The 23184-nt window shown below is 47.8% G+C and carries 27 protein-coding genes; 6 read left to right on the top strand and 21 right to left on the bottom strand.

The genetic code is table 11. The annotated features are described in order from the left end of the window. Window positions 1-8: 8 nt before the first annotated feature. Entirely contained in the window at window positions 9-974 is a 966-nt protein-coding gene (locus HPY31_RS13480; protein WP_172141140.1) for a carbohydrate kinase family protein, read from the bottom strand. 216 nt (window positions 975-1190) lie between these two features. Between HPY31_RS13480 and HPY31_RS13485 the strand changes: the two genes are divergently transcribed. After that, window positions 1191-1715, top strand: a complete 525-nt coding sequence (locus tag HPY31_RS13485; protein ID WP_172141141.1) for a DinB family protein — start codon at window positions 1191-1193, stop codon at window positions 1713-1715. A 61-nt stretch (window positions 1716-1776) separates the two neighbouring features. Here the strand turns inward: HPY31_RS13485 and cuyA are convergent, their stop codons facing one another. After that, complete coding sequence (gene cuyA, locus HPY31_RS13490; protein ID WP_172141142.1) at window positions 1777-2775, bottom strand: D-cysteate sulfo-lyase; 999 nt, start codon at window positions 2773-2775, stop codon at window positions 1777-1779. 150 nt (window positions 2776-2925) lie between these two features. Between cuyA and HPY31_RS13495 the strand changes: the two genes are divergently transcribed. Next, window positions 2926-3417 (top strand): DUF2569 domain-containing protein, encoded by a 492-nt coding sequence (locus HPY31_RS13495; RefSeq protein WP_172141143.1) that lies wholly within the window; start codon window positions 2926-2928, stop codon window positions 3415-3417. Here the strand turns inward: HPY31_RS13495 and HPY31_RS13500 are convergent. Continuing rightward, entirely contained in the window at window positions 3369-4115 is a 747-nt protein-coding gene (locus tag HPY31_RS13500) for a Crp/Fnr family transcriptional regulator (protein WP_172141144.1), read from the bottom strand. The genes HPY31_RS13495 and HPY31_RS13500 overlap by 49 nt on opposite strands. Window positions 4116-4224: 109 nt before the next feature. Between HPY31_RS13500 and HPY31_RS13505 the strand changes: the two genes are divergently transcribed. Beyond that, window positions 4225-4566: a DoxX family protein gene (locus HPY31_RS13505; protein ID WP_172141145.1), complete on the top strand. Its 342-nt coding sequence runs from the start codon at window positions 4225-4227 to the stop codon at window positions 4564-4566. Here the strand turns inward: HPY31_RS13505 and HPY31_RS13510 are convergent. The 8 genes from HPY31_RS13510 to HPY31_RS13545 all read right to left on the bottom strand — a co-directional run bounded on the left by HPY31_RS13510 (window position 4563) and on the right by HPY31_RS13545 (window position 13150). Next, window positions 4563-5180 carry a DUF3267 domain-containing protein gene (locus HPY31_RS13510; protein ID WP_172141146.1) on the bottom strand — a complete coding sequence of 206 codons (618 nt, stop codon included), beginning with the start codon at window positions 5178-5180 and terminating at the stop codon, window positions 4563-4565. The two genes, HPY31_RS13505 and HPY31_RS13510, sit on opposite strands and share 4 nt — an antisense overlap. A gap of 120 nt (window positions 5181-5300) precedes the next feature. Further along, the gene (locus HPY31_RS13515) at window positions 5301-6236 is read right to left on the bottom strand and encodes a cation diffusion facilitator family transporter (protein ID WP_172141147.1); all 936 of its coding nucleotides are present in this window, start codon (window positions 6234-6236) and stop codon (window positions 5301-5303) included. A gap of 174 nt (window positions 6237-6410) precedes the next feature. Further along, window positions 6411-7325: an N-acetylmuramic acid 6-phosphate etherase gene (murQ, locus tag HPY31_RS13520; protein WP_172141148.1), complete on the bottom strand. Its 915-nt coding sequence runs from the start codon at window positions 7323-7325 to the stop codon at window positions 6411-6413. Between the two features lie 38 nt (window positions 7326-7363). Then, window positions 7364-8977, bottom strand: coding sequence for a glycoside hydrolase family 3 protein (locus HPY31_RS13525; protein WP_172141149.1), 1614 nt, complete (start codon window positions 8975-8977; stop codon window positions 7364-7366). 30 nt (window positions 8978-9007) lie between these two features. After that, window positions 9008-9970, bottom strand: a complete 963-nt coding sequence (locus HPY31_RS13530; RefSeq protein ID WP_172141150.1) for a GNAT family N-acetyltransferase — start codon at window positions 9968-9970, stop codon at window positions 9008-9010. Between the two features lie 26 nt (window positions 9971-9996). Then, a complete protein-coding gene (locus HPY31_RS13535) occupies window positions 9997-10824 on the bottom strand; it encodes a carbohydrate ABC transporter permease (protein WP_015892945.1) in 828 nt (275 codons plus the stop codon). Between the two features lie 17 nt (window positions 10825-10841). Further along, window positions 10842-11789 carry a carbohydrate ABC transporter permease gene (locus HPY31_RS13540; protein ID WP_142497140.1) on the bottom strand — a complete coding sequence of 316 codons (948 nt, stop codon included), beginning with the start codon at window positions 11787-11789 and terminating at the stop codon, window positions 10842-10844. A gap of 29 nt (window positions 11790-11818) precedes the next feature. After that, a complete protein-coding gene (locus HPY31_RS13545) occupies window positions 11819-13150 on the bottom strand; it encodes an ABC transporter substrate-binding protein (RefSeq protein WP_172141151.1) in 1332 nt (443 codons plus the stop codon). A 535-nt stretch (window positions 13151-13685) separates the two neighbouring features. On the opposite strand from HPY31_RS13545, the gene HPY31_RS13550 reads away from it, so the two are divergent. The 3 genes from HPY31_RS13550 (at window position 13686) to HPY31_RS13560 (ending at window position 15729) form a co-directional block, all read left to right on the top strand. Next, entirely contained in the window at window positions 13686-14309 is a 624-nt protein-coding gene (locus HPY31_RS13550) for a hypothetical protein (RefSeq protein ID WP_172141152.1), read from the top strand. Window positions 14310-14324: 15 nt separating this feature from the next. Next, a complete protein-coding gene (locus tag HPY31_RS13555) occupies window positions 14325-14987 on the top strand; it encodes a hypothetical protein (RefSeq protein WP_172141153.1) in 663 nt (220 codons plus the stop codon). Between the two features lie 142 nt (window positions 14988-15129). Then, a complete protein-coding gene (locus HPY31_RS13560) occupies window positions 15130-15729 on the top strand; it encodes an undecaprenyl-diphosphatase (protein WP_172141154.1) in 600 nt (199 codons plus the stop codon). A gap of 7 nt (window positions 15730-15736) precedes the next feature. Here HPY31_RS13560 and HPY31_RS13565 read toward each other — a convergent pair whose 3' ends face one another. The 10 genes from HPY31_RS13565 to HPY31_RS13610 form a co-directional block, all read right to left on the bottom strand. Continuing rightward, window positions 15737-16636 (bottom strand): SDR family oxidoreductase, encoded by a 900-nt coding sequence (locus tag HPY31_RS13565; RefSeq protein WP_172141155.1) that lies wholly within the window; start codon window positions 16634-16636, stop codon window positions 15737-15739. A 151-nt stretch (window positions 16637-16787) separates the two neighbouring features. Beyond that, a complete protein-coding gene (locus HPY31_RS29035; protein ID WP_172141156.1) occupies window positions 16788-17189 on the bottom strand; it encodes a DUF4183 domain-containing protein in 402 nt (133 codons plus the stop codon). Window positions 17190-17295: 106 nt separating this feature from the next. Continuing rightward, the gene (locus HPY31_RS13575) at window positions 17296-17580 is read right to left on the bottom strand and encodes a DUF4183 domain-containing protein (protein ID WP_064201426.1); all 285 of its coding nucleotides are present in this window, start codon (window positions 17578-17580) and stop codon (window positions 17296-17298) included. A 164-nt stretch (window positions 17581-17744) separates the two neighbouring features. Continuing rightward, the gene (locus tag HPY31_RS13580; protein ID WP_371811714.1) at window positions 17745-18257 is read right to left on the bottom strand and encodes a hemerythrin domain-containing protein; all 513 of its coding nucleotides are present in this window, start codon (window positions 18255-18257) and stop codon (window positions 17745-17747) included. A gap of 57 nt (window positions 18258-18314) precedes the next feature. After that, window positions 18315-18632: a hypothetical protein gene (locus tag HPY31_RS13585; protein ID WP_172141158.1), complete on the bottom strand. Its 318-nt coding sequence runs from the start codon at window positions 18630-18632 to the stop codon at window positions 18315-18317. Window positions 18633-18660: 28 nt separating this feature from the next. After that, a complete protein-coding gene (locus tag HPY31_RS13590) occupies window positions 18661-18864 on the bottom strand; it encodes a hypothetical protein (RefSeq protein ID WP_048034491.1) in 204 nt (67 codons plus the stop codon). Next, window positions 18848-19381, bottom strand: coding sequence for a Rieske (2Fe-2S) protein (locus tag HPY31_RS13595; RefSeq protein ID WP_172141159.1), 534 nt, complete (start codon window positions 19379-19381; stop codon window positions 18848-18850). Before HPY31_RS13595 ends, HPY31_RS13590 begins: the two co-directional genes overlap by 17 nt. Window positions 19382-19397: 16 nt before the next feature. After that, the gene (locus tag HPY31_RS13600) at window positions 19398-19967 is read right to left on the bottom strand and encodes a 4Fe-4S dicluster domain-containing protein (RefSeq protein ID WP_088909171.1); all 570 of its coding nucleotides are present in this window, start codon (window positions 19965-19967) and stop codon (window positions 19398-19400) included. Continuing rightward, window positions 19960-22134, bottom strand: coding sequence for a molybdopterin oxidoreductase family protein (locus HPY31_RS13605; protein WP_172141160.1), 2175 nt, complete (start codon window positions 22132-22134; stop codon window positions 19960-19962). Before HPY31_RS13605 ends, HPY31_RS13600 begins: the two co-directional genes overlap by 8 nt. After that, the gene (locus HPY31_RS13610; protein ID WP_172141161.1) at window positions 22121-23161 is read right to left on the bottom strand and encodes a hypothetical protein; all 1041 of its coding nucleotides are present in this window, start codon (window positions 23159-23161) and stop codon (window positions 22121-22123) included. The genes HPY31_RS13605 and HPY31_RS13610 overlap by 14 nt, the downstream gene beginning before the upstream one ends. Window positions 23162-23184: the final 23 nt, after the last annotated feature.

The raw sequence follows: 23184 nt of genomic DNA on the forward strand, positions 1-23184 counted from the left end.
TTTCCCTCCTACCGTGCTGCTTCCATGAAGCTTTTTACCTCGGACAGCGTAGGCATGGAGGGAATGGCACCTAATCTCGTTGTCGTGAGCGCACCTGCGGCATTCGCAAAGCGCACCATGTCCTCTATCGTGGCTTGTGGGATATCCAGCATACTTTCCCCCACCTCAAGAAGCTGATAGAGCAGCCCGCCCACAAACGCGTCTCCTGCGCCAGTCGTATCGATCGCGGTTACTGGAAAGCCACCGACTGTGCCAAAATGATTTCGTGTGCGGTAAAAACACCCCTTTTCCCCCAACGTGACAAAAACAGCTTGCAGATCATATTGCCCAAGCATCCTCGCTGTCGCTTCCACGACATCCTCGCTCCCCATGAGAAAAGCCAGTTCTTCCTCGGACAGCTTGACGATATCGGCCTGCGCCATTCCTTTGAGGGCCAACGCCTTCGCTTCCTCCAGATCCTCCCACAAGGACGCTCGAATATTCGGGTCAAATGAAAGGAGCCGCTGATGCTTTTGGGCGTACTCGACTGCTTTCCAGGTTGCTGATCGGGTTGGCTCATGCGTCAAGGACAGCGTACCGAAATGAAAAATCGCTGCCTGAGCAATCAGCGCCTCGTTCACGTCTTGCTCCCGCAGCATCATGTCCGCACCCGGATTGCGGTAAAAGTGAAAAGAACGATCACCTGTCTCATCGAGATGAACAAAAGCCAATGTCGTAGGCGCTTCCTCCGTGAGTACGAGCCCTTCTGTGCCAATATTCAGTCGGATTAAGGTCTGCTGCAAAAAACGTCCAAACACATCGTTTCCTACCGCACCGATAAAGGAAGTCCGTTTCCCAAAGCGCGACAGAGCGGCAAGTACATTGGCAGGCGCTCCTCCAGGGTTTTGCTCAAATGCAATGCTGCCCGGTTTTTCCTTCTGCTGTACAGGTGTAAAATCAATCAATAGCTCCCCACATGCAACCACATCTACCATGTTGATTTCCTCCGATGACCGTGATAGCTCCAGTATGTCACAGGTTCTTTTTTTTGCCAATGAAAGCCAGCGGATGTAAAAAGATTGACGAAAGATCCAGACATGATCTGTGATCTCTATCACACAAACAAATCCACCCTTCTCCAAACAAATAGGAAGGGATGACGTTGGTAAAAGGCGAATAACTCCGGATTCCCTACCGAAAGGAGTCGTACCATGAATTTTAATCTGGATGAAGCGATTGAGGTTCTAGAGCGTACGTCACAAACGTTGGAATCCTTGTTAACAGGCTTATCGGATGGGTGGTTGCTGCACAACGAAGGCGACGGCACCTGGAATGCCACCGAAGTGATCGAACACCTTATTGAAGCTGAGAAAACGAATTGGCTCCCACGTCTGGAGATCATTCTGCAAGAGGGAGAGAGGAAACCGTTTCCTCCATTTGAACGGTACGCTCACTTACAGGACAACTCGGTTAGACCGTTCGAGCAAAAGCTGCTGGACTTCAAAACGCTTCGAGCCCAAAACATAGCCAGGCTGCGAACGCTCGTGGAACCGGAAAAGCATCTGGAATTAACCGGACTCCATCCTGCATTTGGCGTCGTAAAAGTACGAGAATTGCTCTCTACGTGGGTCGTTCACGATTTAACGCATAAGGCGCAAATCGTACGGGTCATGGCAAAAAGGTACACGGCTGATGTAGGGCCATGGAGCGAATATTTAGGTATTCTGAACAAATAATTGAACAGGCAAGGGTAGCTCTGAACGGAAATGTACGTCATCGCTACCCCTGCCTGTCTTTTTACGGCAAAAACAACTGTGGAACCGTATAGAGTGCAGGGGAACCACCCGTATGCAGGAACAATACGTGATCACTCTTGTTAAAATGCCCTTCGCGAATCAAGCCAATCAAGCCTGCCATCGCCTTTCCGGTATAGACTGGATCTAGCAAAATTCCCTCTGTCCGAGCAACCAGCTGAACGGCCTCGATCATGCCATCCGTCGGAAGCGCATAGCCTGGCCCGACAAACCTGTCGTCGCAGAGCACAGCTTCTGCTCGTATGTCCCCTTTCAAACCGATCAGTGCAGCTGTACTGTGCAGTAACCCCATCACCTTTGCTTCCTGTGCAGCCCGATCGCGGCTGACATTGATCCCGATTACTTTTGTGCTAGACTGACGCGCCATAAATCCCGCAAGTAAGCCTGCTTGGGTACCGCCGCTTCCCGTTGCCGTCACGACATAATCGTACGGAGTCATCGTTTCCCAAGCCTGTTGCTCGATTTCTTCCGCACACGCCATGTATCCCAAGGACCCGACTTCGTTGGAGCCTCCTACAGGGATCAAATATGGTTTTCTTCCTTGTTTTCGCAGACTTTCAGCAAGCTCTTCCATAGCTGCAAGCAAATCTGCCTCTGCGGGAATGACCTCGATTTTTTCTGCTCCGAGCAAGTGAAACAACAGATGATTGCCACTCGCCTGCGGTTGGTAGTCCCCCGTCTCAGGCGCGGACAGCACGAGCTGGCAGTGCAGACCTTCGCGAACTGCCGCCGAAAGTGTCAACCGACAGTGATTGGATTGGACAGCTCCGCATGTAATCAACGTATCTGCCCCTTGCTCGATTGCCTCCGCCACCAGATATTCCAGCTTTCGCGTCTTGTTTCCACCTGCTGTCAAGCCAAGCATGTCGTCTCGCTTGATAGAAATACTCGGTCCGCCTAACTCTTTGGATAATCGCTCCAGCCTTTCGATTGGTGTATGACCCTGCGTGTATTTTCTGCGATGGTAACGGATTTTGTTCATGCTTTTCTTCCCTTCTTCTATCGTATCTTGGGATTAGCTCTTGCCAGCTCCTTGCAAAAATCTTAGTTTTAACAATTGACCTTCTGCCTTTCATTCTATACCATTATTTGGTACACACAACATTACGAACAGAGAGGTAAGAAAACACGAATGAATGTCCAAGTAGAAGAAACTGTAAAGAAACCAAACGGATTGGGCGGTTGGTTAATCTGGCCGACCATTATGGTCGTTCTCAGCCCATTTTCCGTGCTTGCATCCATTATCGGCATTTTTCAAGATCATGCTGAAGCAATGGAAGAGCTCCAACCGTTTATGGAGCAAAGTCTGTCGTTCACTTTGTATTACTACAGCAACATTTTGTTAGAGATAGGTTTACTCGCATTTTCACTGACCCTTCTCGTTTTTTATTTCCAGAAAAAGAAACGTGCTCCCCATTTATTTGTTGGTATGATTCTTTTTTTTATCATCTTAAACATGATCGATTTGTTGGCTTGGGCGAGCTTTGATAGTCTTTTCGGAGACACAAGTCAGCTTGTCAAGCAATCAGGACTAAAATTGCTCCAGACTGGCATTACCGCAATGATCTGGATTCCCTATTTCCGCTTGTCCATACGAGTAAAGAATACATTTGTGAATGAATGAGGGACCAGCTCTTCCCTCAACCGCTCCCGCTGTATCCATAACGGCTTACGCAGTCCCGCTTTCTTCACGATGCCTTCTACAGTTAGCTCATGGAGCGTTTCTGTTACGGTTTCACGAATACACCCCATCATCGTCGCCAGCTCCTGATGCGTCAGGTTCACTGCCAGCTCGATCCATTCTGGTGCGTCAGCCTGGCGCTCTCCTCCGTATTTCTGGCACAGCCTGTCGAGCAAATATACAAGACGCTGTCGCACACTTCCATACGCCATGAGCTCCATCATTTCTTCTACCTCTCGTAAGCGATTGGAGACAATCTCGATAAAATGCAAGGCAAGCCTCGGTTTCTCCAGCATCAGTTCTTCAAATTGTCCTTTATCAATCGAACAAATCACCGAATCTTCCCACGCTTCGGCGTACATATTGGTTGAACTAATCGTAAAAGACCCGATCTCGCCAAAAACATGGCCTGTGCCGAGCAAATCAATCGTTAGCTCTTTGCCGTCAGCCGAAAGCTTGTATAGGCGAACCTTCCCAGCCTTGATCAAAAACAGCCTTTTTAGCTCCAGGTGAGGGGAGGAAATTATCGTTCCTTTTTTGACCACTTCCATAGGAGTCACCGGTCCCAATTGGGCTAGCTCTGCTTCACTTAACGACTGAAACAAATTGATGCGGGATAAAAATTTCTCCTTTTCGATCACCTTGTACTTCCTCCTGCTCACTGTAGGCTGGACTACATATTGTATGGATCACTCCCATTATACTCCTCGTTAAGCAATGGATTTCGAATGAACAAAGGAGTGTAAATCGTTGAACACATTCATCATGATTCTTTCACTGATTTTGGCTTTGATGTTTTCCATCTCTGTGTTAATGAAATTTTTACGCGCAAACTCTATGCTTCAGCACTGGAAGGAATATGGGTACCCCCTTTGGTTTATGGACGTGATTGCCTCACTCGAGCTGGTCGGAGTTATCGGCGTAATTAGCTCCTTTTGGATTCCTGGAGTCTTAACATTCGCTTGTATCCTGTTCGTCATCCTCATGCTCGGTGCTATCCATGCCCATCTTTTTCGGGCAAAGCATAAACCCGTCATGGCGATAAATGCAGGAATTTTGCTTATTTGTTCGTTGCTTCTCCTTTGGCTTTAATCGTTTCGGAGCGCTTTCCAGTACGTTTTTTGTCCGTTACTGATCAAGCTTGCTTGTTTCGGAACTTGCTTCATCACCAGGAAAAGATTCAGCATATCAACCGATGAAGCGATTGCGTTTATCAAAATCATAAATTTTAATACAGTAGTGAACAGCCCCAAAAAACCTAGAAGAAAAGGCAACATAACCGAAATGAGAATGAATGGAGCGACGGTAATCAGGATGTATCTTGCTTTTGGAATCTTTTCTTCTGTTGCTACAAACCCGCCAAACAACGTTAGCCCCATCCATGTTTTTTCTGATCTCAAGAAATTCGGGATAAAAATCAAATGCAAGCATTCATGAATAATGACCAAGGCGAGTAGAGAGAATATCACGCTGAAGTCAATGGATATGGATAGCGAGTCAGATGTCAGCCCCAAGTCCTGCAAGGTTATTGGCGAAAAAATATGGATGATCCCAAAGGCGATGAGGGCATTGATCAGCATGAAAGGAATCGATAAAAGCGTTGCCATACCCAAGCTCTGTGGTTCTTTTAGTGGAACCCATTCATTTCTCAACAACTCAACATGTACATTTTCATGATACTGTGGCAATTTGGTTGTGATTCTCATAAAAAACCTCCCCTTTCTAGTAAGACGTTCACCCTATGTAATCAGTTTCTTTAATGGGGATATAAATAAAAAAGGCTATCTCCTGAGCTTGCCTGGAGAATAGCCTTTTTTCATGGTCATTTATACTTGGTTAAGCAAAAACTGTTTGCCATATTCCCCGTGATCCAGAATCGTCGGGTGCTCGATCTGAATCGTCGAATGGTCAATTCCGTACTTCGTTTGCAAAATATGATTAATCGCCAGAATGACACAATATGGCTGGATGCCTTCACGAACGAACACATGCGCTGTCAGGGAGTAATGTTCTGTGGATACCGCCCAGAGGTGCAGTTCATGAACATCCTCCACACCCTCTACTTCACTAAGGTCCTGACGGATTTGATCGAGATCAAATTGCTCTGGGACAGATTCCATCAACACAAGCAGCGACTCACGAATGATTTTGGCACCACCTGTAAAAATAATGCCCCCAATCACCAAGCTAATCAACGGGTCGAACAAGTAGAAACCTGTCATGTAAATGAGAATCGCCGACGTAATCACACCGACAGAGCTGAGCAAATCCCCGATAAAGTGCCATAACGCGCTTTTTACATTGAGGTTGTCTTCTTCCTTCATACTGCGGGAAAGGACGATGGTCAACACGATGTTTACAACCAAACCGATGGATGCAATTGTCAGCATCAACTGCAAATCAACGTCTTGCGGATTGATTATTCGCTTGATCCCTTCAATCACGATCCCAATCGAAATTACGGCAAGAGCCAAGCCATTCAAGAACGAAGCAATAATTTCAAAGCGGAGAAATCCGAACGTGTACTTCTTCGTCGGCTTACGTGTCGCCATATAAATAGCGGTCATACTCAACCCTAATGCAACGACGTCAGAAATCATATGGGCGGAGTCAGACAGGAGCGCGAGTGAATTGGACATCAAGCCCCCCACAACCTCCACGATCGTAAAAAACAACGTCAAAAGGAGCGTAATCCACAGTGTTTTCTTCGATGTTTGCTGTTCTTTCACATGATCAAGATGGTGAAAATCACCCTTTTTCATACCTATCACCTCTGTCCAATTAATTTATAAAAATTACAATATAAGAATGAATGTAATCATATCCTCTTTTTCGCTAATATTCAAATGAACATTTTATGGATCATACAAGTGATTTTCATTACCAGTCATGTGGTACCAAAACAAAAAAAGCCTCATCCAAAAGGATTAGGCTGATCATTCCTGATTGTGATTCCCTTCCAAAACTCGCCGGATATTGCCCTTGTACTGGGTGAGCAAGCGGCTTGCGTCCTCTGCTTGCAGCCCTGTTTTTTGCATGACGATTGCCAGTTTTGCGTCACCATCTGCCTTGTGCAACAGTACGTCTGCTTCATCGGTAGAGACGTTGGTCGCTTCTGCCACGATTTGTTTTGCTCGTTCCTTCAGTTTCTCATTGGTTACCTGCACATTGACCATCAAATTTTTGTACACTTTTCCCAACCGTACCATGCATCCGGTCGTTATCATATTGAGAACCATCTTCTGCGCCGTCGCTGCTTTTAAGCGAGTCGATCCGGTCACCACCTCTGGCCCAACTACCACATTAATCGCTACATCCACACCTTGGCTGATCTGCGCCACCTGGTTGCAGGACACCGAAATGATTTTTGCCTGCTGCCTTCTTGCTTCCGCCAATGCTCCGATGACATAGGGTGTCCGACCACTCGCTGCAATTCCCACCACCGCATCCCCTGCCTTAACGCCATAGGCAATCACATCTTCCCTGCCGTTTTGCTCCACGTCTTCGGCTCCTTCGACTGCCCTGACGATCGCTTTTTCCCCGCCTGCTATGACTCCCTGCACCAATGAGGGGTCCGTCCCAAAGGTCGGGGGGCATTCAGCAGCATCGAGCAAGCCCAATCTCCCACTCGTTCCCGCTCCAAAATAAAAGAGTCTTCCGCCGTTTTCCAGACATTCTGCGATCAAATCAACGGCCGCTGCAATCGAAGCCAGTTCCTTTTCAACGGCAAACGCAACTGTTTTATCCTCTTCATTCATAATCTGGACAATTTCCATCGTAGAGAATGTATCCAGCTCTTCCGTATTCCGATTCCTTGTTTCTGTCGTTAAATCACGCAGGTGAAACTTCATCCAGTTACCTCCCACCCATCTACACTCATCTTCTCTTTCTACCCCATACCATGCTGCTTTTTCTCCGATGGAAACAGGCTGACCGGAAGATGTCCAGCGGCCTTTCGTTTGCCGAACAAAATGTCTGCCACAAGCTCTATGGCTTGGTACGTATGGTCGTAAACGGCGAGATACGCATCGACCTCTGGCATTACCAAGAGATCATACGGGTTTCGCAGGGCGACAGCTACGACCTTTTTCCCCTGTTGAATGAGCCGATTCACCAGCAGCGATTGGCCTTTAAAGATATGGGCATTGTACGTAAAAACGACGATTTGCTCCGTGGCTGACATCACATGCGCCGCCATCCCCACTTCATCCTCTGTCGGGTTGAGCGTCGACATCATATAGTATTCAACTTCACGGTATTTTCTCAATGGTTCGACCAGATCGCCAGAAGCTGCTTGCCCATCCTCTGCCAAAGTAAGGTTGGCAAGCCCCGGAAAAATGACACCGAGCGGTTGCGTGCTTCCCTGCAAAGGAAGCAGCTGATGTTGATTTTTCACCAAGGTTATCGCTTGGGCGAGCGCACTTTTCGCCATGTCTGCATGCTGGACACGGTCAAAGGAAGGGCCTTTTGCTCGCAAGCAATGTTCCCAGGAAAGAAATCGTTTCTTTAATTGAAGCACGCGATTTACAGCTTCGTTGACCCGCTCCTCCGACAGCTCGCCCGAATGAATGGCTGCAACGAGTCGATCGTACGTTTTTTCCTGAACTTCATACGTGTGGGACACCAGCACCAGATCAATCCCAGCCTGCACACAACGAACCGCCGCTTCTGCAACCCCGATAGTACCCGCAATGGCTGCCATCTCCATGCAATCCGTAATCGCGACCCCATCAAAGCCGAGTGACTCACGCAATATTCCCGTTACGATCTCCCTGGAATACGTAGCAGGAGAGCCTGACGCATCCATGCTGGGCAAACTGATATGTCCAACCATCACCATGGGGACTCCTGCCGCAATGCTACGCTGGAATGGAACCAACTCGACCTGATCCAGTCGCGTCCGATCATGCCCAAGCACAGGAACGGCTTCATGAGAATCGATGCTCGTATCACCATGACCGGGGAAGTGCTTGATAGCGGGAATGACACCACTCGCAAGCAAGCCTTGAATGGCAGCCTCACCAAACCGTGCCACCTGCTCTGGCGCTTCTCCAAAAGACCGCACCCCAATGACGGGATTGTCCGGATTGTTGTTCACATCGACCGTCGGGGCAAAATTGACTGAAATCCCTGCTGCACGCAGCTCTTCACCTGTTGCCTCGTAGATGCGCTTGGCCTGATCGAGATTGCCTGTGGCCCCCAAAGCCATCGCTCCAGGGAAGCGCGTCGCCCCTTTTTGCAGACGGGAAACCACACCATTTTCCTGATCGGTACCGACCAACAGCGGATAGGGATGCCCAGACTCATACGCCAAGCTCTGGAGCTTCTGTACGCGCTCATAGGTCTCCTCCGGTGTCCCGATATTGCGGCTAAAAAGAATCACGCTGCCAATCTGTTTTTGTTTGATCCACATTTCCATTTCTACGGGAATGTCCAGCGTAGGGTAACCGATCATCAGCAGTTGCCCGACCTTCTGTTCCACCGTCATATGTTCGGCTTGCATGGAATCCTCCTCCCTACTGACCCACTCTTTTTAAGAGAATGCTTTACCGTACTTCGCATACTGCTTCCAGCTGCGATACCCGAGCCTCGCATAGAAGTCGACCAGCGTCGTCCAATCGATGACAATGTTTGAGATACCGCGATTTCGCAAAGCCACAATGCCTGCCTCCACAATCGCCAGTCCCAACCCCCGTCCTCTGTACTCCGCATCCACGCCCAACGGACCGATGCCGCCCAGCTCATCTGCAAACAAAGGTGCCCAGTATACGTTTTGGGCAATAAATGGGGAATTGGCATCATTGATCCGGCAAAAACCGACGATCTCACCGTGCAGCTCCACCACAACGAATTCGCGTCCGGTTCCTCCCCGCTGAAAATAGTGAATGGCTTCATATTCCCAGCGTCCGGGGAAGCATCGATGCAAGAAGGCCAAAAAGGCATTCTCGTCCGCCCTCGTCAACAAGCGAAAACGGCCATCTGGTATCTCTGGCAACTCCAGCTCGGATGGTTCGGGATATCGGCCTAACAGATCGTTCTCCAACCGATCCTCCGAATGATACCCTTGTCGCTCAAACCACGCTTTTACGTCCGCAGATTCATTGGGTATGCCCGGGAAATAATGATACGGATCGCGCCCAAGCAAGACCTTTTCCACCCCTTGCTCTCGCAACGCATTTTCTGCTCTTGCCAGCAATTCACGTCCGACCCCTTGCCCGCGATGTGCTGTAGACACGAGCAAGACCTGTATCCAGCCAATGTCTTTTCCCAACTGAATGTCGAGCCTTTCCTGCCAGCATTTGGCTACGACAAAACCAACGGGACGCTGCGTTACAGCATCTAGCACAATCCACGACCCGGCTTTGACTACATTCTGATCCTCGAAGCTATTTTGCCGCATGAGCTCCGTCCGCATGGGAAAGCGATCACCCAACTCCTGATTCCACAGCTCGCACAGAGCGTCCGCATATTGATCGTCCCAAGGTACGTATTGCATCGGATGCTTGCCTCCCTTCCTACGCCCTATTTCAATCCAGAAGTTTTGGAGCCTTCCACAAAATATTTCTCCGCAAACAAAAACACGATCAAAATCGGGATCAAGCTGATCAAGGCCCCTGCTACCAGCAGTTGATCCTCTGTCTTGTACTGACCACTCAAAGACAAAATCCCTATCGGCAGTGTAAAGTTCTCGTCCGAAATGAGATAAATGACTGGCGCCAAAATCTCATTCCACTTCCCCATAAACGTAAAGACCGCCAGTGTTGCCAAGGAAGGCTTGCACATCGGCAAAAACACCCGCCAGTAAATCTGGAACGGATTGCAGCCATCCAGCTTTGCCGCTTCCTCGTAATCCTTCGGGATATTTAAAAATGCTTGCCTCATTAAAAAAATAGCAAACGGCTGTCCGAGCCACTCCAAAATCCAAAGCGGAGCCAACGTGTCGAGCAGTCCCAAATTTTTAAAGATAATAAACTGCGGGACTATCGTGACGATCCCCGGGATCATCATCGTTCCCAGCACAATCATGAACAGCGTGTCTCGAAAAGGAAAACGCAGCCTGGCAAAGGCAAAGGCAATCATCGAACTGGACAATAAGGCCCCGATAACAGAAAGAATCGCGACAATCAGACTGTTGATCGTATAGCTGCTAAAATTCGCCTGTTCCCACACGGTTGTATAGTTGCTCCACTGTGTTGGATTGGGCAGCCATTCTGGCGGAAATTGCATGTACTGCTTGTAGGTTTTCAGCGAGTTAAACACAGTCGTCAAAAACGGTACCAGCATAATCAACGCACTCGCTATGACAAACAGGTATCCGACGATTTTATTGAGTGGAAAACGCTTTTGCATGGCTACCTCCTTGCCTTTTAATCATAATGAACCCATTTCTTTTGCAGCTTGAATTGGATGAGCGTAATGGCAAGCAGGATAAGGAACAACACCCACGCGATAGCAGAGGCGTAGCCCATTTTGAAAAAGCTGAATGCTTGACGGAACATGAACAGCATCAGGACGAGGCTGGCGTTATTCGCTCCACCTGTCGAGCCTGCCTCCGTAGAGCCACCCGTCATGACAAAAATCTGCTCGAAGTTTTGGAAGGAGTAAATCGTATTCAAGATGACGACCAGAAACGTCGTGCCAGAAATCATCGGGACTGTCACCCGCCAAAACTTTTGCCAAGCGTTTGCTCCATCAATCGAGGCTGCCTCGTACATGTCAGAAGAAATTCCTTGCAGCCCAGCGAGAAAAATAATCATCATATATCCGACCGATTTCCAGATGGCGATGAGAACCAAGACCGGGATGACCCAGAATTCATCAATCAGCCAGTTTTGCGGGGCGATACCCAGTTTGGTTAGAAAAGCATTGGCAAATCCGATCCGCTGGTTAAATACCGCATCCGCTACATACGCGATCACTGTCCATGAGGAGATAACTGGCAAAAAGTGAACCATCCTGAAAAATTTCAAGCCCTTTAGCTTTTGATTCAGGGCTACCGCTAACAGCAACGCCAAAAACGTTTTGGCCGGAACGTACAGGATTGTAAAATAGACCGTATTCCATAGCGAGCGATAAAACAGCGGGTCTTCAAACAGCTTTGCGTAGTTGTCCAAGCCCGTCCATTTGGGCGGATTTAAAATATCGTAATCCGAAAAGCTGAAGTACAATGACGCAACCGATGTTCCCACGACGAATACGAGAAAGTGGATGAGATAAGGGGAGACCAGGAGCAGTCCCCATCTCCCCTCGCTATCCAACCATTTTCTCTTTTTCACAGCAGGCTTCGCCTGTTGCTTGGTTTGCAGCTCTAGCATGGTTGGCACACATCCTCACTGATAGATGACTACTGCTTCTTGAAGAAATCATCTAGAACTTTTTGAATGCCTTGGTCTGTTTTCGTAATGAATTCATCCGTTCCGTATTTATCCATGAACAGCTCCGCCAGATTATCCGTGAACACCTTCACCCACTCGGTAAAGACAGCGTTGGTATCAATCGTGCCAGCGAACTCCAAGGTATCGAGGAACACTTTTTTGTTTTCCGGCTTCGTGGCTGGGTTTAGGAACATTTCGGAATTCGCCACTGATTTTTTCACGGGAATCGCTTCGCCTACTTCTGTCCACTCTTTTTGCGCTTCATCAGATGTCGTCCAGTAGGTGATCCATTCTTTAGCGGCCTTGACCTTCTCTTCCTCTGCTTTTTTGTTGATGACCCATGAGTTGGCGATGACGGGTGCGAAGCGTTTGCCGTCCGGCCCTTTTGGCATAGGAGCAACATCGTAATTCAACCCTGCACCATTCATCGAGGTTGTTGCTGCGTAAATATCGATTTGCATCGCTACAGCCCCGCTCAAAAACGCTTTGAAGTTGCTTTGGAACGCCTTTAGATCAGCCGGATTCGGGAATAGCTTGCGCTGCATGCCGTCGACCATCCACTCGACCGCTTTTTTGTTCTCTGGGCTGTTAATAATCGATTTTTTCAACGTCGGGTCCAATACCCCGCCCCCATACGCTTTCAAGATGTTAAACGCCCCGCGTGAGCTACCGAAAAACGCGAAGCCGTACTGCTTCACTGATTTTTTGTCAAAAGCAGGATCGTCTGCATTTTTCCCGTTGGCATCGAGGGTCAGCTTGACGGAAGCCGCCTTCAAATCATCCCAGGTCCAGTCAGCCGTAGGGTATGGCACGCCCGCTTTGTCGAACAAATCCTTGTTGTAGAAAAGCGCTCCGACTTGGATGCCCTGCGGCACGCCCCAATACTTCCCGTCAGAGTCTTTGTTGAACTCCAGACCGTTGAGCTCCTCTTTGTTGATTTCTTTCGTGACGTAGTCGGTGATGTCGAGAATCGCACCACGTTGGGCGTAGCCAAATACTTTTGTCCCGTCGCTCTGCCAAAGATCAGGTGCATTCCCAGCCGCGATCTGAGTCGTCAGCTTTTGATAGAAGTCATCATAAGGTGCTGTCATTGTTTTGATTTTGATATTCGGATGTGACTGTTCGAATTTTGCGATAATTTCTTCCATCTTTTTCTTCGTGGGCGGATCAGAGTTGTAGCCCATATACAATTCGACTTTGTCCCCCTGCTGTGTGGAGGACTGGCTGCTACATCCGGAAATAAGCAATGCCGCGGTTAAGCCAATCAAACCGAGTACTGAAAGAAACCTTCTCTTTTTCATGGAAAACCTCCCCAATTGCAATAAATGAAAACTTGCATAGCTAACCATATTTCCAAACGCCTCACGTACTTCTAACTACATGTGGATACTTTGAAGGTAATGGACTCTTTACTGACTGATAGGATAAAAGGATAAAGGCAGGAGTTTGTGTAGTCTAAGGAGGAAGTGGGAATCAGATTGGCGCAGAACAGCTCCTTCGTTTTGTTCAGAACGCTTGATATTGTGCAACGATTCGCGGATTCGCAGCAACCCGCCATTCAACACGATATCACCCCTTTATTCTACAGAGTTATTAAGCGCTTACATTCCGGTGTGACGTTGGTAATGGATTACATATTTTGTATTATAGACGCTTGAAACAAAATATCAAGATGAATTGTCAGATTTGAAATAAAATTTCAAAACTATTTTTCGACACTTTCTTCCTTATGTTCGATCCATTATAATTTTTCACAATTTTTACAGTTACTTATGTAGATGTCTTTCCGTATTAATCCATGTACGCCTAATTTACAAATAATGGAGCTGATTGAGAATGTCCAAGCGTAAGGCACTAGCATTCACATTGATGGCGGCTTTACTTTTGTCGAACTCTGCCGTTTTGACAACCGAAGCTGCCGCAAAAGCATCCTCCACCGAAGAAGAGGTCATTAGCAAAAAATTGACAGCAGAAGACCTGGATGACAATGCAAAAGCAACACTAGAACTGGTCAAAGAAGTCATGCCTGATATGGAGAAGTATGACATTATCCACGTGAGAGTCTATGAAAATTTAAAAACCAGAAACGGTGATAGAATCGACCAGTTAGAAGTGGAACTGATGGGTACCCCTGAAGGTGAGAAGCCTCATCACGCACTTGTCAGAATGAACGCAAAAACAGGAGAACTCATTGGCGCCGAAATAGCCAACGGTTTGCTTAAATCGGAAGCGAAATTGAACAAGGAAGAAGCCACCAAGAAGGGTTTCGAGTACCTGAAACATTTTTTGGGGGAGAAAGCAGACAAGTATGAGGTATCCGATGTTCGCAACTATGTTTTCGGAGATGGAGCAAAACAAATTCTCGTGATTTACACCGCACCAGACCATGACATTTACGTGACAATGGATAGCGAAGGTGAGCTTAAGGCTGCCAAAAAAGATATGTTTATCGAAGAATAAGAGGGGTTGCTTCGAATGTTCAAACACCAAGTACTACCCTTTGCCTTGATAGCGGCACTCCTTTTGCCAAACACACCTATTCTGACCAACGAAGCCGCAGCAGCCTCTACCCACAAAGAAAAAGCAACTGTAACTGCGACCAAGTTAGAAGAGCTTTCCATAAACGATCTGACTCAAAAAGCAAAAGCGACTCTGAATCACGTCAAAGAAGCCATCCCTGACCTGAAGAACTATCACATCACCTCCATCGTAAAGGAGAATGTTGCCGCCACTTCTGGTCCGCTCGAACGTCTGGAAGTGATCTTGTCGAGCAAACCAGACGGTACCTCAGACTTCGGAATTGTCCATGTAAACGCAAGTACAGGAGAGCTGATCAGCGTCGACATTCAAAACGCACTCCCCTCTTCGAAAGAAGTTTTAGGTGATGAGGAAGCGATCAAAAAAGGCAAGGAGCACCTCAAGCTTTTGTTTGGAAAGCAAGCAGAAAAATACAAGTTCTCACAGATCAACTCCTCTACCGTCCAGGAAAACAAGACACAGGTTCTTGTCATTTACACTTCCCCGGATCATACCATCAACGTGACTATGGATCGTGCCGGAAAATTAAAGGCTGTCAAAAAAGACATTTATCCCAAAGCAGCGGGTAAAAACAAAAAACAAAAAACTTTTGCCCAATGAAAAAGAGACGGTTCTGCCGTCTCTTTTTTGATGCTACCAAACCAACCTTACAACCCTGTAATATTTCGTAAGGTAAATCAATTTCCCATTTCTCTCTTATCGATTAAAATTCTCCTGTTACATGTAAAGGGGGATCTCCAAAATGAATGGCATGGAAATTAACATTCACTATTTTCGCTTGATTAATGACTTGGGGAAAGAGTATCCGGCTCTCAATCCCGTGTCTTTTTACTTAGCGGAATATACGGTGTTTATTCTGGCGTTAAGCGCTTTGGTGTATTGGTTTACGAGAAAACATGAGAATCGCATCATGGTCGTTTGTGCGACATTTACGTTTGTCATCGCTGAGCTATTCGGGAAAGTAGCTGGAAGCCTTCATGCGAATAATCAGCCATTCGCAGAGCTTGCGAATGTTAATCAATTGGTACAAAAAGCGGTCGACAATTCATTTCCCAGCGATCATACGATCCTGTTTTTTTCCTTTTGCATGACCTACTGGCTTTTTAGAAAGACGACGGGGCCACTCTGGATGCTGCTTGCTGTTTGTGTCGGGCTTTCTCGCATTTTGGTAGGCGTTCATTATCCGGCAGATGTCATTGTGGGTGCCTTGATCAGCATTGGGTCTGCCTTGGCGGTCTATATAATCGTGCCGAGATTGAGTTTTGTCCATACTCTACTGGCTTTCTATGAAAAAGCAGAGCAAGCGATCTTACCTGCCAAATCGAAGACGAGAGACTTTTAATTCACCGCTACGTCCCTGTAATCGTTCCACCATTGACATGCAATACCTGACCCGTGACATATCCCGAATCATCCGAGGCCAGGTAGACATAGGTCGGAGCCAGCTCAAACGGCTGTCCTGCGCGACGCATCGGCGTGTCGACACCCAAAGTTGTGATGTATTCTGCCGAATAGCTGGATACTTGCAGCGGTGTCCAGATTGGTCCAGGAGCAACTGCATTCACCCTGATGCCTTGCTTAACCAATTGAAGGGACAAGGAGCGGGTAAAGGAGACGATGGCCCCTTTGGTTGCTGAATAATCAACCAATTGCGGATGACCGGCATAGGCAGTAACCGATGCCGTACTAATGATGGAGCTACCTGACTGCAAATACGGCAACGCCTCTTGTGTGATGTAAAATAAGGGGAAAAGGTTGGTGCGAAACGTGTCTTCCAGTTGCTCGCGACTTATCTGGAGGATGCTTTCTTGTGGAAACTGTACGCCTTGATTCAAAACAAGCACATCCACTTTGCCGAAGCAGGCAACCGTTTGGCGTACCACCTCCCGGCACCAAGCCTCGTCGCGCAAGTCTCCCGGCAGCAGCAAACATTGCCCTCCGTAATACTCAACGACTTGCTTGGTCTCCTCGGCGTCGATGTGCTCATCCAAATAAGGAATCGCTACAGCTGCTCCCTCTTTCGCAAATGCAACCGCTACGGCACGGCCGATCCCGCTATCTCCACCCGTTATAATCGCTACCTTTCCCCGAAGCTTTCCGCTTCCGATATAGTCAGGATTATCGAAAATCGGTCGCGGGACCATCAAGTATTCCATCCCCGGTTGTCGATCCTGATGCTGAGGCGGGAACGTGAGGGGAGTTTCTTCGCAAGTAGTTTTGTAACTGTAGTATGGGTATCTCGGATACATGGAAAATACCTCCTGTACGGATTCAGTCGATATCGCCATGATATTCGCCCACCCTTCTTGATGTGCGCCGTGTACGCCATCAAGGGCACAGCATGGAAGGAAAATGACATGTATGTATGACATGACCTTTTCCCAAGATGGAAGCTACCATTTATGAGAGAATCATTTTGATGAACTGAAGAATAAGAGGAACACCTTGTACAGGAATGTCACTGAGAATCAAAACTCCCGGCTGGACCACATACAAATTGGGAGGTTGTAGCATTCCATTGATGAATAGATTCACAACCGAAACTTCATTCGGATCCAGAATCCCGGAAGTACTGAATGGCATGACAGCATCACTGTTGGTATACACATTTTTGACTCCATCTGATATTGCTGTATACTGATAGGTTTCTGTTCGTATGATACCAGGCGTACATGGACATGGGGGACAGGGAGGACACGTGGGGGAGGGCTTTACTGGAAAAATCCCGGGACAACCTAATGGCTGGACGATTTGCAGACACTGTCTCCTCACGGTGTATGACTGTGTGACATAGCGCCTCATGAAATCACTCGTCCTTTCTCGAAGTGTTTCGATCGTTCACTCCGATTTACACATAGAGTGAACCCCAGGCACATTCCATCCACCTGGGGCCACCAAACTATTCACCTTAGTTAACGACAAATTCTACAACTACGGGTGTACCACCGTTTTCGGCATTTCCATCTGGAATCGTGATCGCTGTCGTTGTGATTGTGGAAGTATTACCTGCCTGAAGCACACCGTTGACGTAGAGATTATAAAAAGCAAACGTACCAGGAAATGCTGTCGCAGCAGCGCCAGCATCAGTGGTAAATGCAGTTGCCGCAATGGCAAACGCTGCACCAGTACCAGTTCCAGCACCCATGGTGGACGTAAATCTCAATGAGGTGAGATACGGTTTAACAATCGGCACATTGAACACCTCCTCCTCTAATTAATCCCTACTAGTAAATGATTGGTTTCATCTGATTGAAACCGACAAATGACAGTAGAAACAAGCACATTTCCCCTTAAAAGAATATAATTGGAAAACGAAATCACCCTCCCACTTTTACCAGTAGGAGGGCTACATGATTTCTAAGCTTGAAACAGTACTCGCAACTGCTCTTTTTCTGCGTCACTCAATACGTATTCTGCCATCGGGAACAGTACACTCTCTTCTTTATAGAAATGTTCCATGAGGATTTCTATTGACTTCAGCAAGTGAGAGTGGACCGCTTCTATTTCAACTGGTTCAGACTGTTCCTTTTCTACGATCCGCATGAACGACATCAGGCTTTCATGAATAAGATCATGCTCTTCCTCCATGGCAGCAATCGGTCCCATCTCCCGTTCGATATAGTTAGCCATCAGGGGATACAGGTCTTCCTCCTCGCGTCTGGAGTGTTTCTCCAGTTCCGCCCGAAACGAGGACGCCAGCTCATGGAGCTCTGTTAAGCCTTTTTTTCGTTTCGTAGGTTCGGCAGTAGCTTTCAGGTTATTTGCCAGATGTACGAGCTCATTCATCTGCTCAGCTAATGCTAGGTGCTCGTCTTTCAGTTTTTCCAGGGCTGGACACAGCTTCCTTTTCCCTTCAAACTCCTGCATCATCCCCATACATCCTATAGGCGGTGGTCCCATTACAATCCCTCCATCTACTAGTGGGAGTTAGTTACCAAAAGAAATGCGATAGGCTAGCTGTCCCCGATTGTCCCTGGCAACCATGCGAATACAGTCATCCTCTTGCGAAAAAACAACCGGTCCGTTCTGGATGGGAATTGCAACAAACTGGCAAGGATTAAAATAGAGTCGCAGATGCTCCTCATCCTCCGTGATCTCCCATTTTGCCAGATGCCTTTCTAAGAGAGCCGGACTGTGTGGTTCAGCATTATCCGCCAAATCTTGAATGAGTATCCCCATTTTTTTATCCACCAAGGCAGGCAGCTCCTGGTGAAGCTCGGCAATCGTTCGCTTACTCGGATTCATGGCAACTGATCACACTCCCTTACCCAGATTATTTCCCTTGTTCTCTTCGATCTCGCTGGTCTTTTCTCAACACCATCCATGCCAGTGGGAACAACACTACCGTTGCACCGCTGAGCAAGAGCACCTCCATATATCGCTGTGCAAAATACATGTTGACTGTGTACTGCGTGCAAACAATGCTGGCGAACAAGATCAATGCTAATAGGATGACACCTCTATAGCTGCTCTTCATATTTCTTCACCCCTACAGCGTATACGGCTCCATCTTTCTCTTGCAGCACAATTTCCGGAAGTGGTCTTCTTGGGGGACCAGCGAGCGGATTACCTGTGGCGATATCAAACTTCCCATGATGGCAAGGACATAGCAGCTCTTTCTCATCCCGGTCCCAAAATACCGGACAACGCAGGTGGGTACATGCATTTTGATACGCCTTGTATTCCTTTTCCTTCACATAAACGAACAACGCGCTGTCATGCTCTCCTGGATAAGCAAACTCAATCGCATCTCCGGGCTTTATATCGCTGAGATTCGCGATTTTTTGTGTGGGATACGACTTGCTGGATGAACTCATCAGCTCCTTAGCAGCTAATGCTCCCCATGGCAGAGTAGATGCCGCGAAAAGACCGGCCGCTCCTACCATTGTTTTCATAAAACCCCGTCGATCCAGACTACGCTCATTGGAACGATTGATGTTATGCGTGTAATTGTCATCCTTCAACGGAATGGGGCGTGTTTTCTCGTTCTCCATAAGGTATATCTCCCCTCTAGAATAGCTTCTGTTTGCCCTGCAGAATGCCCGGCAGGCTAATTTTCACATTGGTTTCGCCTTCCAGCACATCCGGGTCGTGGCTGGCAGTCCATTTGCCATTGGCCAAAGGAATCTGTGCCCGTTTTTCTTCCAGCTCTGCTTCCTCAATCCACTGCAAGGTGTTTGTCGGGCAAACCGAAGCGCACATCGGCGGGATTCCCTCTTTCGTACGGTCGTAGCATAGATCGCACTTGTACATGAGATTCTGCTCTTCATCAAATTTGGGAATCCCATAGGGGCAGGCAATCGTACAATTTTGGCAACCAATGCATTTCTCTACCAAGGCTGACAATACGGCCCCATTATCTGCGATTTGAATCGCCTGAGCAGGACAGCTGCGGGCGCAAGCAGGATTGACACAATGGAAGCACATGAGAGGAATCGTTTGTCTGCTGATAAACGGGTCGACATCCAGTACGTAGTTTCGGTTTCGGTTGTCGTGACCTCCACACTGTGTACACGCCGCCAAGCAGCTGCGACAACCAATGCAATTATCCATTTCGATGTATAAGACTTGTTTACCCATGGCGAACTCCTCCATGTTTGTGCTTGATGATTTTCGCGGCGCACGCTTTAAACTCAGGCATTTTGCTGTAAGGGTCCAATGCCGGGTTGGTCAGCAGATTGATAGATTGTGCTTTTCCCCAATGGTACGGTACAAACACTGTATCCTCTCGAATCGCCTCGATCACTTTCACGCGGTACTGCGCCTCGCCTCTTCTCGTTTTCAGAGTGACCAGCTCATCGTGTTCAATACCGTAACGTGTTGCTGTTTTTGGGTGAACCTCTAGCAACGGATCAGGATACATGTCCTTTAAAAACGGGATTCGTCTTGTCTGGTTCCCGGACAAATAGTGGAACACAACTCGTCCCGTCGTTAACCGCAAAGGATATTCTTCATCCGGCTCCTCCGCTGGCGGGCGGTAAGGCAGCGCACATATTTTGGCTTTGCCATCCGGGTGATAAAATTTTTTATCCAGGAATAAATGGGGCTGTCCCTCGTCGCCTTCCTCGCGGCACGGCCAGAAAACACCGTTGTTTTGATCAATTTTCTCGTAGGTGACTCCGTAGTAGTCAGCTACTCCGCCTTTGGAGACCTGACGTATTTCATTGAAAATATCCTGAGGAGACTTCAAGTGAGTAAAGAATTGTCCGCGCCCCATTCTTTTGGCGATTTCGATCTGAATCCACCAGTCAGGCTTGGATTCGGCAAACCATTCCTGTGCCTGACGGTGACGAATGATGCGTCCTTCCAGATTGGTTGTCGTTCCATCGTCCTCTGCCCAAGTCGTAACGGGAAGAACGACATCGGCGTATTCAGCTGACTCGGACAAGTAAAAGTCGCAGCAAACCATAAAATCCAGACTTTTCAGGGACTCCCGAACATGGTTTAGATTTGGCGCACTTACAACCGGATTAGAGCAGAGTAAGTATAAGCTGCGAATCGTTTTATCCTTCATGAGCTGGAACATCTCATAGGCAGAGACACCTTTCTGCGGCATCTCTTCCGCGGGAATGCCCCAGGCACACGCTATTTCACGCACATGTTCAGGATTGTCGAGCTTGCGGTAGCCAGGCAATTGATCGGCTTTCTGCCCGTGTTCCCGCCCACCCTGACCGTTTCCTTGACCAGTAAGGGTTGCTACCCCTGATTTTGGGCGGCCAATCTTGCCTGTGACGAGTGACATGTTCGTATAGGCCGATACGTTGTCTGTCCCTTTCGATTGCTGTTCCACACCACGGCAAAACATCACAATTGCATCGGGTGCCCTTCCAAAAATGTCGGCAGCCCGCACAATCTTCTCCACCGAAACCCCTGTTATTTCGCTGACATACTCCGGTGTGAAGGTAGCAACGACTTCTTTTGTTTCTTCAAAACCATTCGTATGATTCCGAATAAAGTCTTCATCTATATGCCCATTCTTAATCAGGAGATGAACGATTCCGTTTGCCAGCGCCAAATCTGTACCGGGCCGCAGATCCAGGTGGATATCAGCTCGACGTGCCAAAGGTGTTTCCCTTGGATCGGCTACGATCAGATAGCCGCCTCGATTTTGCACTTCCCAAATACGGAACATGCTGGTTGGGTGACACTCGGCCGCGTTTGATCCGGCCAAAAACAAGCAGTCTGTTTGGTGAATGTCCGTCCAAGGAATGGTAGAACCGCGGTCAATCCCCAAGCTTCGATTCAATCCTGCCGCAGCGGAGGACATGCAGAAGCGGCCATTGTAGTCGATATAGCGAGTTTGCAAGGCGACCCGCGCAAACTTACCCGTGAGGTAGCATTTTTCGTTCGTCATGGAAACGCCAGAGTAAACAGACAAGGTATCTTTGCCATAGTTGTGCTGCAGCTCCTTGAACTTGGAAACGATCAAGTCAAGCGCTTCTTCCCATGACGCTTCCCGAAATCCTTCTGCCGTGCCTTTTAATGAAGCATCTGTTCGAATCAACGGCCGCTGTATCCGATCCGGATGGTTCACCTGCTGATAAGCCGTCACCCCTTTCGGGCACATCTTCCCCAGATTGACAGGGAAATCGTATCGTGGCTCCACTCCAATAATCTTGTTCGTCGTTGTATCTACACGCAGGTTCATCCCGCATTGCATACCGCAGTAGCTGCAGTGCGTGCTGACCAATTTCTCATTCGGATGTATCTTGTTTTCAATTACTTTATAAAATTTATCCTTTGGCATGTTGATTTGCCTCCCTGGCATTGATCTCGTGCGTAGGAACTCCTGTGAAGCGGAACATCCGGTATTTTCTGCGGCACGGCAAGCAAAGTTCAGCCAAGTGGAATCCTTCTTCCATTTGAAAAGCCATTTCGTTTTTACCCAGCACGTTGATTACATCTGCCGACTGTTCTGCTGAAACAAACTCATTGTTGCACACTTTGCACTTTTTCATTTCCTGTTCACCATAGTGTTCGCGATAATTGCGTGCAAACACACTCATGGGACGGAATGGTATGTGAGCCAGTTTTCCAAAAGGTAGATAAATCAATGTTACAATCACTGCAAATTGATGAGTGACTGATATGACCGGGTGCCCAAAGCCCCCTAAGAACATATTGCTTGCGGTTAACATCAAGCCTGTCACGCTGATAAACAGCAGCAGGTATAAAGGCAAAAAGTCGTAGACAAAGGATTGTTCAGCCCGTGCCTGCATGTTCTTTAATCTGCGATACAATGCCATGACTGCTCCACCGATGACCATAAAAGCAGTAATGTTCAACGCGTTGTAAAAGAGAAACGCAATCCAGCCATCCGCTTGTACGGTCAGAACATCCACACCCATGAACACGACCTGATAGTAGCCATTGTCCGTCATCGTGAAGTACATCCAGCCAAACACTAACGGAAAGGTGACAAACGCGGCCAGGATGCATCCCCATCCAAGCAAAATGTGCTGTGTCCAGCGGTACCATCCCCGATTCCAAATAAAGCGATAGATGGCCAGATGATCCACTGCTGTATTCGCCGTGCTTTTACGAAAAAGAAGGCGTAGCCCCTTTTTCAAAATGACATTCGTTGGCGGGCGATCTGCCCACGCAGAAAATCGATAAAGGAAACCTCCGATAAAGACAAGGGTCCCTACCATATAGCCGTATAGCGCCAAATCAATATGCGTGAAAAAACGTGTTCCCACGTAACTTAGGACGAACAAGCAAGCAATGATGATAAAAGCACGCTTCGCCACTTTGGAAGCAAATAGATAGTTCATACAACACCCTCCCTGCTGCTGCT

It is taken from the genome of Brevibacillus sp. HB1.3, assembly GCF_013186635.1.
Lineage (GTDB): Bacteria > Bacillota > Bacilli > Brevibacillales > Brevibacillaceae > Brevibacillus > Brevibacillus brevis_D.

What these genes read in the sequence shown, in the direction of transcription:
- HPY31_RS13480 (WP_172141140.1), bottom strand. Translation starts at nt 974, where the DNA reads ATGGTAGATGTGGTTGCATGTGGGGAGCTATTGATTGATTTTACACCT.
- HPY31_RS13485 (WP_172141141.1), top strand. Translation starts at nt 1,191, where the DNA reads ATGAATTTTAATCTGGATGAAGCGATTGAGGTTCTAGAGCGTACGTCA.
- cuyA (WP_172141142.1), bottom strand. Translation starts at nt 2,775, where the DNA reads ATGAACAAAATCCGTTACCATCGCAGAAAATACACGCAGGGTCATACA.
- HPY31_RS13495 (WP_172141143.1), top strand. Translation starts at nt 2,926, where the DNA reads ATGAATGTCCAAGTAGAAGAAACTGTAAAGAAACCAAACGGATTGGGC.
- HPY31_RS13510 (WP_172141146.1), bottom strand. Translation starts at nt 5,180, where the DNA reads ATGAGAATCACAACCAAATTGCCACAGTATCATGAAAATGTACATGTT.
- HPY31_RS13515 (WP_172141147.1), bottom strand. Translation starts at nt 6,236, where the DNA reads ATGAAAAAGGGTGATTTTCACCATCTTGATCATGTGAAAGAACAGCAA.
- murQ (WP_172141148.1), bottom strand. Translation starts at nt 7,325, where the DNA reads ATGAAGTTTCACCTGCGTGATTTAACGACAGAAACAAGGAATCGGAAT.
- HPY31_RS13525 (WP_172141149.1), bottom strand. Translation starts at nt 8,977, where the DNA reads ATGCAAGCCGAACATATGACGGTGGAACAGAAGGTCGGGCAACTGCTG.
- HPY31_RS13530 (WP_172141150.1), bottom strand. Translation starts at nt 9,970, where the DNA reads ATGCAATACGTACCTTGGGACGATCAATATGCGGACGCTCTGTGCGAG.
- HPY31_RS13535 (WP_015892945.1), bottom strand. Translation starts at nt 10,824, where the DNA reads ATGCAAAAGCGTTTTCCACTCAATAAAATCGTCGGATACCTGTTTGTC.
- HPY31_RS13540 (WP_142497140.1), bottom strand. Translation starts at nt 11,789, where the DNA reads ATGCTAGAGCTGCAAACCAAGCAACAGGCGAAGCCTGCTGTGAAAAAG.
- HPY31_RS13545 (WP_172141151.1), bottom strand. Translation starts at nt 13,150, where the DNA reads ATGAAAAAGAGAAGGTTTCTTTCAGTACTCGGTTTGATTGGCTTAACC.
- HPY31_RS13550 (WP_172141152.1), top strand. Translation starts at nt 13,686, where the DNA reads ATGTCCAAGCGTAAGGCACTAGCATTCACATTGATGGCGGCTTTACTT.
- HPY31_RS13555 (WP_172141153.1), top strand. Translation starts at nt 14,325, where the DNA reads ATGTTCAAACACCAAGTACTACCCTTTGCCTTGATAGCGGCACTCCTT.
- HPY31_RS13560 (WP_172141154.1), top strand. Translation starts at nt 15,130, where the DNA reads ATGAATGGCATGGAAATTAACATTCACTATTTTCGCTTGATTAATGAC.
- HPY31_RS13565 (WP_172141155.1), bottom strand. Translation starts at nt 16,636, where the DNA reads ATGTATCCGAGATACCCATACTACAGTTACAAAACTACTTGCGAAGAA.
- HPY31_RS29035 (WP_172141156.1), bottom strand. Translation starts at nt 17,189, where the DNA reads ATGAGGCGCTATGTCACACAGTCATACACCGTGAGGAGACAGTGTCTG.
- HPY31_RS13580 (WP_371811714.1), bottom strand. Translation starts at nt 18,257, where the DNA reads ATGATGCAGGAGTTTGAAGGGAAAAGGAAGCTGTGTCCAGCCCTGGAA.
- HPY31_RS13585 (WP_172141158.1), bottom strand. Translation starts at nt 18,632, where the DNA reads ATGAATCCGAGTAAGCGAACGATTGCCGAGCTTCACCAGGAGCTGCCT.
- HPY31_RS13590 (WP_048034491.1), bottom strand. Translation starts at nt 18,864, where the DNA reads ATGAAGAGCAGCTATAGAGGTGTCATCCTATTAGCATTGATCTTGTTC.
- HPY31_RS13595 (WP_172141159.1), bottom strand. Translation starts at nt 19,381, where the DNA reads ATGGAGAACGAGAAAACACGCCCCATTCCGTTGAAGGATGACAATTAC.
- HPY31_RS13600 (WP_088909171.1), bottom strand. Translation starts at nt 19,967, where the DNA reads ATGGGTAAACAAGTCTTATACATCGAAATGGATAATTGCATTGGTTGT.
- HPY31_RS13605 (WP_172141160.1), bottom strand. Translation starts at nt 22,134, where the DNA reads ATGCCAAAGGATAAATTTTATAAAGTAATTGAAAACAAGATACATCCG.
- HPY31_RS13610 (WP_172141161.1), bottom strand. Translation starts at nt 23,161, where the DNA reads ATGAACTATCTATTTGCTTCCAAAGTGGCGAAGCGTGCTTTTATCATC.